Here is a 14,300-nt window from a genome sequence, read left to right as displayed (position 1 = left end):
CCGGCGATCTCATCACGCTCGGCCTGCTCGATCTCGACGGCGTGCGCATGTTCTTTTCCACTGGCATTTTGCGCGTGGTGCTGCTCGGCGTGCTGATCGGCGTCGGCGCCTATCTCCTGATCAGCACCGATCCCGTGCTCGGGCTGCTCAGCCTGAGTTTCGTGCCCTTCGTCGCCTGGCGGTCCTCGGTCACCCAGCTCAAACTGCGCAGCACCTGGCTGACGTTGCAGGAGCGCCTCTCGGTGCTGAGCCGGGTGATGGATGAGAACCTCGGCGGTATCCGTGTCGTGCGGGCCTTCGCAGCGCAGCGGCATGAGCTGGAAAAATTCGATCGCGCCAAGCGCGATGCACTGGACCTCGCCAATCAGCGCGTCGACATCCGCGTCGCCAACACCAGCGCCATGAACTTCTCGTTCCTGGCTGCCATGGGGCTGGTCCTGTGGTTCGGCGGCCAGAAGGTGATCGCAGGCCAGATCAGCGTCGGCACGCTGGCGCAGTTCCTCACCTTCATGACCATCCTGCAGATGCCGGTGCGCCAGCTCGGGCTGATGGTCAATTCCTTCGCCCGCGCCTCGACCTGCGGCACCCGCCTGTTCGAACTGCTCGACGCCGAACTCGACATCGAGGACGCGCCCGGCGCCAGGGATCTCGTCGTCAGCGACGGCGTGCTGCGCTTCGACAATGTCGGCTTTCGCTATGAGGGCGCAGGCGGCCGGCCGACGCTGTCCGGCATCTCCTTCGAGGCCCGGTCCGGCGAGACCATCGGCATTGTCGGCCCACCGGGCAGCGGCAAGTCGACCATCGCGCATCTGATCCCGCGTTTCTACGACGTCACTTCGGGTTCGATCACCATCGACGGCCAGGACATTCGTGAGGTGACGCTGAAATCGCTGCGCAAGGCCGTCGGCGTCGTGCAGCAGGACGCGTTCCTGTTCACCACCTCGATCGAGAACAACATCGCCTATGGCAATCCCTGGGCGCGCGAGACCCGCATCGGGCAGGCAGCCGAGTACGCCCAGCTGCACAATTACATCATGGGCCTCCCGGCCGGTTACACCACGGTTGTCGGCGAGCGCGGCGCGTCGCTTTCCGGTGGCCAGCGGCAGCGCCTGACCATTGCGCGGAGCCTGATGCTGCGGCCATCGGTGCTGGTCTTCGACGATTCGACCGCGGCAATAGATGCCGGCACCGAACAGCGCATCCGGGCGGCGATGAAGCGCTTCGCCAGGGACCGCGTCACGCTCATCATCTCGCACCGGCTGAGCTCGCTGATGCATGCCGACCAGATCCTGTTCGTCGAGGGCGGCCGAATCGTCGAGCGCGGCACGCACGAGGAACTGCTGGCGCTCGGTGGCCGCTATCGCGCGCTCTACGATTTGCAGCTGCGGCCGGACGATGAGCGGCCTGTCGTGGCGGGAGCCGCATGATGTCGACACAGGCCGACGACGACAAGGAAGACACCAGCCGCCGGCCGACAAGGGCTGTCGTGGGCTCGCATCGCGAAGAGGAAGAAGTCTTCGGCAAGGCCTACGACCCGCGCATCGTCAGGCGCATCTGGAGCTTCGTGAGACCCTATCAGAGCCGGATCTTCATCTCGGTCGCCGCGGTGCTGGTGTTCACGCTGACGCAATTGGCGATCCCGCTGGTCATCCGCTACGCCATCGACCACGGCATGACGGCGGGCAGGCTCGACCAGCCGGTGATGATCGCAGCGATCATCACTTTCGCCGTCATCATCCTGATCAACTATGCCGCCTCCTATGTGCAGGAAAGCGTCGTCGGCAAGGTGGCCGAAAATGTGCTGTCCGATCTGCGCCGCGCCATGTTCAGCCACCTGCAGCGGGTTTCGTTGAGCTTCATGGACAAGACCGAGGTCGGGCGGCTGATGTCGCGTCTGCAGGGCGACGTCAATTCGATGCAGGAATTCCTCGAAACGTCGGTCATGTCGGTGGGCGACATCGTGCTGCTGTTCGGCATCGTCAGCGTGCTTTTGTGGCTGGATTTCCGGCTCGGCCTGCTGACGCTGTCGACCATGCCGGTGCTGTTCATCGTGCGCCTGTTCTGGCTGCCGCGCGCCAAGGTCGCCTTCATGGCGGCGCATGAAACCAACTCGATCGCCAACGGTGCGCTGGCCGAAGGCATCCATGGCGTGCGCACGGTACAGAGCCTGGAGCGCCAGCACGTCAATTTCGACCTCTATGACGAGAAGGTGCTGGCCAATCTCAATGCCCATCTGACCTCGGCGAAATACGCGCAGGTGATGGTGCCGATCGTCGATACGCTGACCGGCATCGCCATGGCGACCGTCATCGTCGTCGGCGGTTCGATGGTGCTGTCGCACAGCCTCGACATCGGCGTCATGGTGGCGTTCCTGTTCTACATCCAGCGCTTCTTCGACCCGATCCGTTCGCTGACCATGCAATACAGCGTCATGCAGCGCGCCATGGCTTCGGGCCAGCGCATTTCCGAAGTGCTCGACGTGCCGGTCGATGTCAGCGACAGGCAAGGCGCGGTGACGCTGTCGCGCGACATGGACGGCTCGGTCGAGTTCAGGAACGTCACCTTCGGCTATAGGCCGAACCAGCCAGTGCTGAAGAACATCTCCTTTCGCGTCAATCCGGGCGAGACCGTGGCCCTTGTCGGCCCTACCGGATCGGGCAAGTCCAGCTCTATGGCGCTGGTGCACCGCTTCTATGATGTCTGGTCGGGCGAGGTTCTGGTCGGCGGCCATGATGTGCGTGACCTGACCCAGGATTCGCTCGGCGATCAGGTGGCGATGGTTCTGCAGGAGCCGTTCCTGTTCTCCGGCTCGGTGCTGGAAAACATCCGCTACCACAAGACATCAGCCAGCCGCGAAGAGGTGGTGCGCGCCGCACAGGCCGTCGGCGCGCACGATTTCATCGAGAACCTGCCAGATGGCTACGATGCCGAACTCGAGCAGCGCGGCGGCAATCTCTCGCTCGGCCAGCGCCAGCTGATCAGTTTTGCGCGCGCGCTGGTGGCGGATGCCAAGATCCTGGTGCTCGACGAAGCCACGGCCAGCATCGATTCCTACACCGAAATGCTGATCCAGAAGGCGCTGATCACGCTGCTGGAAGGCCGCACCGGGCTGGTCATCGCCCACCGTCTTGCGACCATCCGCGGCGCCGACCGCATCATCGTGCTGCAGAACGGCGAGATCGTCGAAAGCGGCAACCACGACCAATTGATGGGCCGAAAAGGCCTCTACGCCCGCCTCTACAACATGAACTACGCCTCGTTCGACGATATTTCCGAAGGCGAGCTGGAGTTGGATGCGGCGGTCGGCAAGGCGACGTGATTGGGCCTACTGATGACCACAGGCGCCTACGCCATTTCGGGGCGTTTTGAACCTTCGCGGATGGCCTTGTGCACGCCGCGCTGCAGATCCATGAATGCAGGGCTTTCCATCACCTCTTCGCGGCGCGGGCGCTCGATATCGACGTTGAAGGTCTGCGTGATGCGTCCCGGGCCGATCCCCATGACGACGATGCGGTCCGACAGATAGACGGCCTCCTCCACATCATGAGTGACAAACAGGACGGTCAACCTGTGTTCCTCCCAGATCTGGGTGAGCAGTTCCTGCATCTGGTGCCGGGTCAAGGCATCGAGCGCGCCGAAGGGCTCGTCCATCAACAGCATCTTGGGCCGGTAGGAAAGCGCGCGCGCAATGGCGACGCGCTGTTTCATGCCGCCCGAGAGTTCGGCCGGATAGCGGTCGGCGCTGTCGGACAGCTTGACGAGTTCGAGATGTTCCAGCGCGATCCTGCGGCAGGTCGGGCGATCGTAACCGGCGGCCTTGAGGGCAAATTCGATGTTCTGCCGCGCCGTCAGCCAGGGAAGCAGCGTGTAGGACTGGAAGACGACGCCACGGTCGAGACCCGGCTGCAGGATCGGCGCGCCATCGATGCTGAGATCGCCGGCGTCGAAGTCCTGCAGTCCGGCCACGATCGACAGCAGCGTGCTCTTGCCGCAGCCCGACGTGCCGACCAGGGAGACAAACTCGTTGTCGGCAAGATCGAGATTGATGTCGCGCAGCACTTCCGTGCGCCGCTCGCCGGTGCCGAAGCTCTTGTGGAGGCCGGCGATCCGCAATTTGGGGGGGCTCATCGGCTGGACCTCATTGCGAGCGGCCCTCTTGCTTGAACAGCACCTTTTCCAGCGCCTTCATCACCTGGTCGGTGATGAGGCCGAGCAGGCCAAGCAGCAGGATGTAGCCGATGATCGTGTTGGTCTGGAAATACCGCTGCGACACGGTGATGCGATAGCCGAGCCCCGAAGTCGCGGCGACAAGTTCGGCCAGCACCAGCCAGGTCCATGCCCAGCCCAGGCTGATGCGCAGCGTATCCCAGATGCCCGGCAAGGCGCTGGGAACGACGATGCGCGTCAGGATCTTGCGATCCGGCAAGCCGAGTGTACGCCCAAGGCCAATGAAATCGGCTGGAACCCGTTTCACATTGTCCATGATCATCAGCACCTGCTGGAAGAAGGTGCCGATGAAGATGATCAGGAACTTCTGCGAATCGCCGGTGCCCGCCCACAGGATGGAGAGCGGCACGAAGGCTACGACCGGCATGTAGCGGATGAAATCAACCAGCGGCTCGATGGCCGCTTCCCAGGACCGGAAACTGCCGATCAGCACGCCGATCGGTATCGACAGTGCCGAGGCGATGAGGAAGCCGATGGAGATACGATACATCGAGGCTTTGAGGTCCAGCCACAACGTGCCGTCGGTCGCGAGCTTGGCGATCTGCATAGCTACGCTGCCCGGCGACGGCAGGAAGATCGGCTTTACCAACCCCAGTCCGGTCGCCGCCCACCAGGCAAGGCCGAGCCCGATGAACACGGCCACCGCGATGACCAGGAAGCGCGACCTGGCGATGGGCACGCCGATCCCGGAGGATCGGCGGCGCCTCGCCGGTTTCGTGACCGGTCCTGCCGCCGGTCGCTCCCGGGGCATCTGTGTCACCACCGCGATCCGGCCTTGGTCATTCCGCTGCCTTGACGAAGGCCGGGTCGATCATCTGCTCCGGCGTCACATCGGCCTGCAGCAGCTTGGCGTTCTTGGCGGCGGCTTCGACATCGGCGAAGGTCTTGGTGGTGAAGTCGCCTGTCAGCGCCGTCTTGTTTTCGGCGAGTGAGTAGTAGCGTACGCCGTCAAAGGCGGTGTTGAGGTCCTTGACGTCCGAACCGACGGCCTTGGCGATGATGGCGCGTCCACCGGGCGTGTCGGCATTGTAGTTCTTGAGCGCCGCGTCCCAGCTCTTGATCATGGCCAGCACCTGGCCGGGCCGCGACTTGATCACCTCGTCACGCACCACCAGCACGTCGCTGATCAGGCCGGGATCCTCGCCGGCGGTGAACAGCAGCTTGAGGTCCTTGTTCTGCGCCATGGCGACGGTGAGGTACGGTTCATAGGTCACCGCAACCGGCACCTGGCCGGCGATCAAGGCGCTGCCGGCATCGGACGCCGGCATCGGAACCGGCTTCACATCGTCGATCGACATGCCGTTCCTGGCGAGCGCGTATTTGAGCAGGATGTCGCTCGTCGTGCCTTCCTCGAAGGCCACCTGCTTGCCCTTGAGGTCCGCGATGGAGGTGACGTCCTTGCCGGCGATGATGGCGTCGGCGGTCATGGAGACGTCGAGCAGCAGCACGATCTTCACCGGCAGGCCGGCCGCAACCATGCCCATCGCCGTGTGGGTCGCGATGTTGGCGGCGTCGAGCTGGCCGCTTGCAAGTGCTGCGTTGATGTCCTTGTCCTCGGCGAAATTGACGATCTGGACGTCGCTCAGCCCGTTTGTCTTGAACAGGCCCTTGGCCTCGGCGACATGCCATTGGCCATAGCCAAGCCAGGGCTCGATGCCGATCTTGAACGCTCCTGCCTCGGGCGTGGTGGGAATGGCCGCGTCGGCTGCGTAGGCTGCCGGGGCGGTGGCCAGCCCGATGGCGGCGGCCATCACGAGCGCGCGAAATTGTCCTGTTAGGTTACGCATCATCTTTGTTCCCCTTGATGATCAGACCGCTTTTTCTAACCCAGGCAGCCGGTCTGGTGAGACTGCGGGTTTCTGCTCTTGCGGCACTGTGCCTCGGCGTCTTACCTGCCACTTCATGGTGAAGTGCGAGGATATTTCAGCGTCAGCGGGAGCGGATGTCAAGGCTAAAATACATACATGCATATACAAGTTGGAAAGACTCAATTTTCACGCTTTTCCGGATCGATCCGATCGAGGAAACCCGTCACCCGATCGGCTCCGGCAACGGGTTCGCTGCCGACCATGACCGCGACTGAGAAGGCAATGAGGGAGGAGACCCGCGTATGGCTGCGCGCGTCGGCCCGCAGGTTCATGACCAGCGTCGGCGACAGGAAAAGACCGGCCCGCAGCACCGCGCGCCAATCGGCCGGCAGCATGCCGCGCCGTTTGAGCTCCAGCAGCAATGGCCGCCACAGCGCTGTCGCCTTGACCTCCAGCAGGTCGCGGCGGACGGGGCTCAGGTCCCAGTCCGTGTCGACATGGAGCAGATTTCCGTCCAGCCGCGCCTGGGCGCGAAAAGCCTCTGTCGCGGTCGCCGGATCATAGAGCCAGAACGGATGGGCAAAGATGTTGTGGAACGTCGCCTTCACCTCCGCCAGCAGCGTCGGGATATGCGAGCCGGCAAAGGCGGGATCGAAGAAGGACAGTTCCGCCCTCCCCGCCTTAGCCGTGTACCAGACATTGGCGTTGTGGGCGTCGCCATGCGCGACCACGCCGCCGGCATCGGCAAGCCGGTCGGGCCGCAAGCGCACCGCGGCGGCATCGAAAAGCTCACCGACGCTGTGGGTGTACTGCTGGCCGTTGATGACGAATTTCAGCCGGGAAAACCGATCCCAATCCAGCTCGGCACCGGGAAAGACGAACGGCTTGCCGACATAGAAATCGGCCAGCCGGCCGCCTGGCGACAAGCGTGTGTTTGCATCGATCAGCCGCTCATGAAACAGCCTGTGGATCGGCTCCGCCGAGACCTCCGCGACAGTCACCGGATGCAGCGTCTCGAGATAGACCTTGAGCAGCCTGGCCGACAGGCCGCGCTCGGCAAGAACGGCTTCTTGCCGCTTGCCGGCATCGTCCTGCGCATCCAGCGCGAACAGCACATCCGAAAACCTCGGATCCGTGCGGCGGCGGTAGACAAGGATCTGCTCGCCGGGCTGCGCCGACATGTGTACGGGTTGGTCGACCGGCAGGCCGGCGCGCGACAGAATCTCGGCGCGGTAATACTCGCCCGTCATCGCCTCCTCCCGCTCCTCCTGATGGAACTTGAAGAAGTAGGCCTTGCCGTCGTCTTCGAAGAAGCCGTTCAGGGAATTGAGGCTGTATTTGTCGAAGTTGATGCGCACATTGCGGGGACTCATCGCGAACAGGTCGCCCAGCAATGCCGCCAGCGCGCTTTGTGCTTCGGCAACATCATGCTGCGCGAGTGCCCGGATCTGCGCCGTGCGACTCGGTGTCTGCGTCATCTGTTGTCCTTCTTGGCCCGTCCATTCGAGCGCGAAAGCGTTCTCGTCAGCACATGTATATACATTGACAACGAAACCGCTCCGACTTGCATTCGTCCTGCTTCCGTTAGCTGCTTTTTGAAGGGGAATAGCGGCTGCCGAGCGAGTAGCGGCTGCCGGCATAAGTCAGCTTGCTGATGGTGGCCACCACCGCGCCTGTCCATGTCCGGCGGTGCAGGAAAAGGCAGCAGGCGCCGACATCGATGCCCAGATGCCGCGCCGTCTCGGCGTCGGCCGGGATCGCCGAGATGATATGCTCGACTTCGGTCACCGGGGTTTTCTGCATGAGATAGTCGTAGGTCGCCGTCTTCGAAAAATCCTGCTTGTCGTAATCGGGAATGAGGCTCGGATTGACGAAGCGCTCTTCCAGCTGCACCGGCAGATCATTCTCGAAATTGACGACGACGGAATGATAGATCGAGACGCGCTTTGGAAACTCGAACGACAGCGCCAGCTCCTTTGTCGGCATGATGGTTTCGAGGACGAGGACTTCGGAACGATGCCTGTTGCCGCGCTCGACGATCTCGGCTGCGATGTTGTTGATCTCGATCAGCGTCGATTGCGGCCGCGGCGGCGCGATGAAGGTTCCCACACCTTGCAGGCGGATCAGGAACCCGGCCGAGGTCAACTCTCTGAGCGCCCGGTGAACCGTCATCCGCGACACGCCGAGCGACGCCACCAACTCGTTCTCGGACGGCAGCTTGCGATCCTTGCCCCACCGGCCCGTTCCGATGTTCGCCAGGATGTAGTCCTTCACCTTCTCGTAAAGAGGGCTGGCCGTGTCGGGCAAAGTGATCATTTCAAAAGTCCTTTCCGGCGATTCATCGGAAATCACGACTGCTCGACAGGTTGCCGCATGCGGATGATTGTTTTCAAGCCGTCGCTGTGTCCCGCCAACAGCCGCTCATAGGCAGCCGGAATGTCATCCAGGCCGATCTCCTGGTCGATCAGCGCCAACAGCGGTTCGCTGAGTTCACCTAGCATCCGCACCGCCTCGGGCAGCTCATCGGCAAAGGCGTGGCATCCCAGCAAGCCGATTTCGCGTTCGACCAGCGTATTGGGATCAATGTCGAGGCGGCCATGGAAGATGCCCACCATGGCGATCGTGCCGCCGGGATCGACAACGCCAAGCAACTGGTTGAGCGCCGCGACGCTGCCGGTCGCCTCAATGGCCGCGAGCAGCGGGGCATTGGCGGTTGCGGCGGCAACGGCATCTCGGTTCAGATCGACGATACTGGCACCCGTCACCTGCGACACGCGGGCGCTGCGAGCTTGGTTGCGGTCGGCGACGAGCACGGTGCCGGCGAAGGTTCGCGACAGCAATAGCGCGGCAAGACCGCCGATCGGCCCGCAGCCGACGACCAGCACCGAGCCGGCCGTTTTCGGCAGGCGCCGCACCGCGTGCAGCGCCACCGCCAGCGGCTCGGCCATCGCCGCGACCCGCTCGTCGAGCCCGGCATCGATGATATGCAAGAGCCGTGCGGGCAGCACCGCCTGTTCGGCAAACCCGCCGTCGCAGACCTCTCCGACGAAGCCCAGTGACGCGCAGAGCTGCCGCCTGCCGCCATGACATTGCGCGCAGTCTCCGCACCAGAACCGAGAATCAGCGACCACCCTGTCGCCGACGGCGAAGGCGTCCACGCCCGCGCCGATGGCAGTCACCGTGCCGGTCAGCTCATGGCCGGCCGTCGAAGGCGACCGGCTTATCCACCGTCCCGTGCGGAAATTGTGCAGGTCCGAACCGCAAATGCCGGCGGCGTCGACCCTGAGCTTCACCCAGCCCGCACCCGGCACGCCTGGCGGGGCGATGTCCTCGACACGCAGGTCACCAGGTCCATACAGTCGTGCGGCCTTCATCGCGATCGCTTCCGCTCAGCCGGCGAGATAGCGGTCGCGGATTTCCGAGACCGCGTTCTCATGCGAGCTGAAGCCCTCGTAGCGGGCGAGCCTGCGGGCGTGCAGAGCGAGTTCCGGATAGGCCACCGAGGTGACATAGCCGATCGACGAGCGTTTGACGAAATCCGTTACCGAAAGCGGCCCGTAGGTTCGCGCCCAGCGGCTGGTCGGCAGTACAGCATTGGGACCGAGGACGAAGTTGGCAAGCGTCACCGGCGTGTGCGGACCCATCAGTATCTCGGCCGCCTCGGTGATGCGCCCGAGATGCGCGAACGGCTCCTTCGACAGGATCTCGAGATGTTCGGGCGCATAGTCGTTGATGAAGCGGTAGCTGTCTTCCAGCGACGCGGTCAGCACGATGCCGCCGCGCTTGCCGGTCAGCACGGCGCGCGAAAACTCGACACGCTGCTCGGTCATCCGCGACCAATGCTCGGGAAGTGCAGCGAGCGCTGCTTCTGCAACTTTGCGGCTGTGCGTCACCAGATAGGCCGAGGAATCCGGCCCGTGCTCGGCTTCGATCAACAGGTCGAGCGCGGCAAGGCCGCCGTCGACGCTGTCATCGGCAAAGATGATCGCTTCCGACGGGCCGGCCGGAAGGCCTGTGTTGATGACCGAGGACAGCACGCTCTTGGCCGCCACCACCCACGGGCTGCCGGGGCCGACGATCTTGAGCGCGGGCTTCACCGTCTCCGTGCCGTAGGCGACGGCGGCGACCGCTTGCGCGCCGCCGCATTTGTAGACGGTTCCCACGCCGGCGAGGCGCGCGGCGACCAGCGTTGCCGCGTCCACCGACCCATCCGGTGTCGGCGGCGTCACGATGGCGATCTGCGGCACACCGGCAATCACCGCCGGCACCGACGTCATCATCGTCACCGAAGGAAAGGCGCCCTTGCCGCGCGGAACGTAGAGCGCAACGGACGCGATCGGCGTGTACCGGTCGCCGGCATAGGCGCCCGGCCGGACTTCCTTGAGCCACATCGTCTCCGGCTTCTGCTCCTCATGGAAATGCCTGATGTTGTCGATGCCGAACTGGATGCTCTCGACCACATCCTTTTCCACCTTGTCGAACGCCGCTTCGAACTCGGCTTCCGACACCTGCAGTTCGCCCTCGGCGACATTGGCCTTGTCGAGTTCCCTGGCGAAGCGGATCAAGGCGGCGTCGCCTTCGTCCTTGACGGCCTGGATGATCGGCCGGACCTTCTCGACGAAGACCGTCAGATCGGCCTCGGCGCGCTTCAGCAGACTGGCGCGCTGGTCGGCATCGATGGATGACAAATCGTGGAAGCTGATGTCGGACATGGTTGCTCGTCTCCTGGAACTCTTGGAACGCAATGACGGTTGGCCCGTGGATGGCCATAGTTCTGCGGGTCGACAGGCCGACCGGGGCAAGGATCAAAGCCGTCGAGAGGCTTCACCCGGGCAAAAGTATATACATGTATGTATGACAGTCGCCAGCAGTTTTTCTATCGTCCTTCCCTTCGAAACTGCGGAGACAAACCTGCCTCCTCAGATCGAGGCGAGAAAGCCGCCATCGACCGGAATGGACTGGCCGGTTATGTAAGCCGCCGCATCCGAAGCGAGGAACACCGCGATGCCGTGCAAATCGGAGAGATCACCGAAACGCCGCTGCGGGATCTTGGCCAGCATGGAGTGCTGCCATGCCTCGTTGCTGTAGAAAACATCGGTCATCGCCGTCCTGAAATAGCCCGGCGCGATTGCATTGACCCTTATGCCGAGCTCCGCCCACTCCGCCGCAAGGGCGCGGGTCATGCCGAGCAGGCCCGACTTCGACGAGCCATACGGCACCGCGGTGGGGATTCCGACTTCGGATGTCAGCGAGCACAGATTGATGATGGCACCAGGACGGCCGGCATCGCGCATCTGCCGCGCGGCGGCCTGGGCGCAGAAGAACGCTCCCTTGAGATTCGTGTCGACGATCCTGTCCCACAGCGCCTCGTCGACATCGAGCGAGGGCCGCACCTCCTCCATCCCGGCATTGTTTACGAGAATGTCGAGACCGCCAAGCAGGCCGGCAGCCTCGTTGGTGGCTGCGCGGCAGCGGCCGACATCGGTGACGTCGAGAGCGATGGCGTGCGCCACTCCGCCGGCGGCGCGGATGGCTGCCGTGGTGGCCTCCAGCGAGGCCAGGCTGCGCGCCGTGACCGCGACGTCGGCGCCGGCAGCACTCAGCGCCTCGGCGATGCTGCGCCCGATGCCCCGGCTTGCACCGGTGACAAGCGCCTTCCTGCCGGACAGATCGAAGAGAGAAGCGTTGCGCATGTGATCCTCCTGATCGGTGTTGGCCTCGGCGCCGGTATCAATGCTATCAGATCGCAGGTTACATATACAAGCATATACAAATCATTTCAGCTGCGGTACTGATGACGAAATCCGCTGCAAAGGAGCCCACCCGTGTCGAAAGCCCCGGATATGGTCCGCACCGAAGTCAACCGTTTGTCGCCCTACAATTCCGGGCTCACCATTGACGAGGTCATGGAGCGATACGCACCGGCCAGGATCGCCAAACTGGGCTCCAACGAAAACCCGCTCGGGCCCAGCCCGAAGCTAGCCACGACGATGCATGCCGGCTCCGAGATGTTCCGCCTCTATCCCGACCCCGCCGGGCGCAAGCTGCGCCAGGCGATCGGCGACAAATATGCCGTCGCCGAGGGCCAGATCATCCTCGGCAACGGTTCCGAAGACCTTCTCTCCGTCATCAGCCGTGCCGTGTTGCGGCCGGGCGACGCGGTCGTCACGCTCTATCCGTCGTTCCCGCTGCATGAGGACTACGCAACGCTGATGGGGGCGACCGTCAAACGCGTTGTCGTCAACGACGATCTCACCATCAATGTCGATGCGCTGGTCGAGGCGGTGCGCGAGCGGCCGCGCATGCTGCTGTTTTCGAACCCGATGAACCCGGTCGGCAGCTGGCTCTCCGGCGGCGATCTGTCGAGGGTTCTGGATGCGGTCGGCGACGAGACGCTGATCGTCATCGACGAAGCCTATGCCGAATATGCCAAGGGCGACGATTATGCATCGTCCCTGCCCTATCTCGAAAAGCTGGGCCGGCCCTGGATCGTGCTGCGGACCTTTTCCAAGGCGTTCGGTCTGGCCGGATTGCGGATCGGCTTCGGCATCGTCGGTGACCCGGAGCTGGGCGCGCTGCTCGATCGCGTCCGCACGCCTTTCAACGCCAACGCGATGGCCCAGGCGGCCGCACTCGCGGCACTGGCCGACGACGAACACCTTGCCAGGGTCGTCGCGCTGGCCAATGCAGAGAGAAAACGCGTCGAGACTTTCCTGGCGAGCAAGGGCCTCGATGTCGCTGCCTCCAGGGGCAACTTCCTGTTCTTCAACTGCCGGCAAGATGCTTCCGCCTTCGTCGAAGGCCTGCTGCGTCACGGCGTCATCGTCAAGCCGTGGAAGCAGCAGGGTTTTGACACCTATGTGCGAGTCAGCATCGGCTCGACAGCGGAGAACGACCATTTCATGGCCGTTCTGTCGGAGCTGTTGTGAATACACGCTTTGGTCGGGATTCGGACGGGCAAGTTGACCCGCGCCTTGCGGCTGCGATGTGCCAGTTCGGACACGATGTCACTCTGCGGTGCAGTTCGTTGAACGAAGGCAATAGATTTTTTGGGCTTCAAGCCGACAGCAGGCCTTAACTTTCGCGGCGTGGGTTTTTACATCTCGGGGGTCTGCAAACGATCGACGCTGAGGAGGCTCCCTTGCAGCAACCAGATGGCATCGCCGCCCGCCGATTGAGCATTCTCATCGAGCAATATGTGGAAGCGCGCAAAAAGCGCTACGACTATGTGTCGACCGAGCAGGCCTATCGGGCCATCCGGCAGGTCCTCAAACCCGCCATTCCCGATCGCGAACTCGACGACATGGTCGCCTCGCTTGCCGTGAAGAACGGCCTGGCGGTCGTTTTCGACCGCCAAACCAAATCGTCTGCCGATCATGTTCCTCGGGGCACAAGGCCCTAGATCAACGCAGGTCTGCAGGCGTCGAGCGCCACATCGATACGGGGCCAAACGGCCCCGTATCGATGTGCATCGCCGGAGCAACGAGCGATACACCCGCGCCGTAGGCCTGTGTGCCGCGAGCCGACGGGCGTGGCGGCTTCAGGCGGCAGTGCTGACCTTGCCCGGCTCAAGGATCGACTTGACCTTGTCGGCGACGGCGCGTCCCAGATCGGCGTTGTTTCCGGCAGTAAAATGGATGCCGTCAACACCATCCGTGGTGAGGTAATCGCCGGCATTGAGGAAATCGATCTTCATGAAATCCGCCATCGCCTTGTACTGCCTGGCCAGATCCCTGGATTTTTCGTGCCCGCCACCAAACATGCCCTCGAACCACGGATCGGGCATCGGGGTTAGCGGCGGCGGCGCAATGACCAGCGCCTTGGGAGCCGGATAAGGGGTGCCGATGCCGCCGGCACTGGTCAGGATCTGCCCGACCAGTTTCGCCATTCCATTGGCGATCTCATAAGGCGTCCGGCGGAAATAAGACTTGGTGTCGTTGGTGCCGAGCATGACGATGACCAGGTCGAGCGGCAGATGGCTGGCGATGGCCGAGGGCAGATAGTTCGCCCCGTTCAGGCGCGGATCGTTGGGGTCGTCGAGACAGGTCGTGCGCGCGCTCAGGCCTTCTTCGATGATGTGGTAGCCCGCCCCCAGCGCCGCCGCCATCACACCGGTCCAGCGCTGATCATAAGGGTAGCGGTAGGTCGGCGACCCTTCCTTGACCGGAACCCAGCCCCAGGTCAGCGAGTCGCCGTAGCACATGATGTTTTTTGGCGGTGACATCCATGTTTCTCCATCTGTTTGCAATTGTCTGAACGCCGGCG

The 14,300-nt window shown here is 63.3% G+C and carries 13 protein-coding genes; 4 read left to right on the top strand and 9 right to left on the bottom strand.

Going from position 1 to position 14,300, the window contains the following annotated elements:
- The coding region (locus tag EOB59_RS15970; protein WP_164895666.1) for an ABC transporter ATP-binding protein at positions 1–1,427 on the top strand (1,427 nt) is incomplete at its 5' end.
- A complete protein-coding gene (locus tag EOB59_RS15965) occupies positions 1,427–3,319 on the top strand; it encodes an ABC transporter ATP-binding protein (RefSeq protein ID WP_128288774.1) in 1,893 nt (630 codons plus the stop codon). The genes EOB59_RS15970 and EOB59_RS15965, both read left to right, overlap by 1 nt.
- Before the next feature lie 26 nt (positions 3,320–3,345).
- Here the strand turns inward: EOB59_RS15965 and EOB59_RS15960 are convergent, their stop codons facing one another.
- The 8 genes from EOB59_RS15960 to EOB59_RS15920 form a co-directional block, all read right to left on the bottom strand.
- Positions 3,346–4,128 (bottom strand): ABC transporter ATP-binding protein, encoded by a 783-nt coding sequence (locus tag EOB59_RS15960; protein ID WP_127269920.1) that lies wholly within the window; start codon positions 4,126–4,128, stop codon positions 3,346–3,348.
- Positions 4,129–4,138: 10 nt separating this feature from the next.
- Positions 4,139–4,906 carry an ABC transporter permease gene (locus tag EOB59_RS15955; protein WP_174800314.1) on the bottom strand — a complete coding sequence of 256 codons (768 nt, stop codon included), beginning with the start codon at positions 4,904–4,906 and terminating at the stop codon, positions 4,139–4,141.
- 100 nt (positions 4,907–5,006) lie between these two features.
- Complete coding sequence (locus EOB59_RS15950; protein ID WP_127811360.1) at positions 5,007–6,014, bottom strand: ABC transporter substrate-binding protein; 1,008 nt, start codon at positions 6,012–6,014, stop codon at positions 5,007–5,009.
- A gap of 200 nt (positions 6,015–6,214) precedes the next feature.
- Positions 6,215–7,513 carry a hypothetical protein gene (locus tag EOB59_RS15945; protein ID WP_127809703.1) on the bottom strand — a complete coding sequence of 433 codons (1,299 nt, stop codon included), beginning with the start codon at positions 7,511–7,513 and terminating at the stop codon, positions 6,215–6,217.
- A 106-nt stretch (positions 7,514–7,619) separates the two neighbouring features.
- Positions 7,620–8,351, bottom strand: coding sequence for a histidine utilization repressor (gene hutC / locus EOB59_RS15940; protein WP_013530484.1), 732 nt, complete (start codon positions 8,349–8,351; stop codon positions 7,620–7,622).
- A gap of 32 nt (positions 8,352–8,383) precedes the next feature.
- On the bottom strand, positions 8,384–9,409 hold the full coding sequence (locus tag EOB59_RS15935) for a zinc-binding dehydrogenase (RefSeq protein ID WP_128288772.1): 1,026 nt from the start codon (positions 9,407–9,409) through the stop codon (positions 8,384–8,386).
- 15 nt (positions 9,410–9,424) lie between these two features.
- Positions 9,425–10,747 (bottom strand): histidinol dehydrogenase, encoded by a 1,323-nt coding sequence (hisD, locus tag EOB59_RS15930; RefSeq protein ID WP_128288771.1) that lies wholly within the window; start codon positions 10,745–10,747, stop codon positions 9,425–9,427.
- A gap of 207 nt (positions 10,748–10,954) precedes the next feature.
- Positions 10,955–11,728, bottom strand: a complete 774-nt coding sequence (locus EOB59_RS15920) for a 3-oxoacyl-ACP reductase family protein (RefSeq protein WP_127809700.1) — start codon at positions 11,726–11,728, stop codon at positions 10,955–10,957.
- A 150-nt stretch (positions 11,729–11,878) separates the two neighbouring features.
- Between EOB59_RS15920 and EOB59_RS15915 the strand changes: the two genes are divergently transcribed.
- Together EOB59_RS15915 and EOB59_RS15910 are read left to right on the top strand one after the other, a co-directional pair.
- Positions 11,879–12,964: a histidinol-phosphate transaminase gene (locus EOB59_RS15915; protein WP_164895667.1), complete on the top strand. Its 1,086-nt coding sequence runs from the start codon at positions 11,879–11,881 to the stop codon at positions 12,962–12,964.
- Between the two features lie 212 nt (positions 12,965–13,176).
- Entirely contained in the window at positions 13,177–13,437 is a 261-nt protein-coding gene (locus EOB59_RS15910) for a hypothetical protein (protein ID WP_127809698.1), read from the top strand.
- Positions 13,438–13,575: 138 nt separating this feature from the next.
- Here the strand turns inward: EOB59_RS15910 and EOB59_RS15905 are convergent, their stop codons facing one another.
- Positions 13,576–14,259, bottom strand: coding sequence for an SGNH/GDSL hydrolase family protein (locus EOB59_RS15905; protein WP_127271777.1), 684 nt, complete (start codon positions 14,257–14,259; stop codon positions 13,576–13,578).
- Positions 14,260–14,300 lie beyond the last annotated feature (41 nt).

The sequence above is a fragment of the Mesorhizobium sp. M7A.F.Ca.MR.176.00.0.0 genome (genome assembly GCF_004023165.1).
In the GTDB taxonomy this organism is placed as follows: domain Bacteria; phylum Pseudomonadota; class Alphaproteobacteria; order Rhizobiales; family Rhizobiaceae; genus Mesorhizobium.
This window is presented reverse-complemented; position numbering and strand designations above follow the sequence as displayed.

Excerpts from the sequence above, each read along its gene's own strand:
- EOB59_RS15905 (WP_127271777.1), bottom strand. The coding sequence starts at position 14,259 with ATGTCACCGCCAAAAAACATCATGTGCTACGGCGACTCGCTGACCTGG.
- EOB59_RS15950 (WP_127811360.1), bottom strand. The coding sequence starts at position 6,014 with ATGCGTAACCTAACAGGACAATTTCGCGCGCTCGTGATGGCCGCCGCC.
- EOB59_RS15935 (WP_128288772.1), bottom strand. The coding sequence starts at position 9,409 with ATGAAGGCCGCACGACTGTATGGACCTGGTGACCTGCGTGTCGAGGAC.
- EOB59_RS15915 (WP_164895667.1), top strand. The coding sequence starts at position 11,879 with ATGGTCCGCACCGAAGTCAACCGTTTGTCGCCCTACAATTCCGGGCTC.
- EOB59_RS15965 (WP_128288774.1), top strand. The coding sequence starts at position 1,427 with ATGTCGACACAGGCCGACGACGACAAGGAAGACACCAGCCGCCGGCCG.
- EOB59_RS15920 (WP_127809700.1), bottom strand. The coding sequence starts at position 11,728 with ATGCGCAACGCTTCTCTCTTCGATCTGTCCGGCAGGAAGGCGCTTGTC.
- hutC (WP_013530484.1), bottom strand. The coding sequence starts at position 8,351 with ATGATCACTTTGCCCGACACGGCCAGCCCTCTTTACGAGAAGGTGAAG.
- hisD (WP_128288771.1), bottom strand. The coding sequence starts at position 10,747 with ATGTCCGACATCAGCTTCCACGATTTGTCATCCATCGATGCCGACCAG.
- EOB59_RS15945 (WP_127809703.1), bottom strand. The coding sequence starts at position 7,513 with ATGACGCAGACACCGAGTCGCACGGCGCAGATCCGGGCACTCGCGCAG.
- EOB59_RS15960 (WP_127269920.1), bottom strand. The coding sequence starts at position 4,128 with ATGAGCCCCCCCAAATTGCGGATCGCCGGCCTCCACAAGAGCTTCGGC.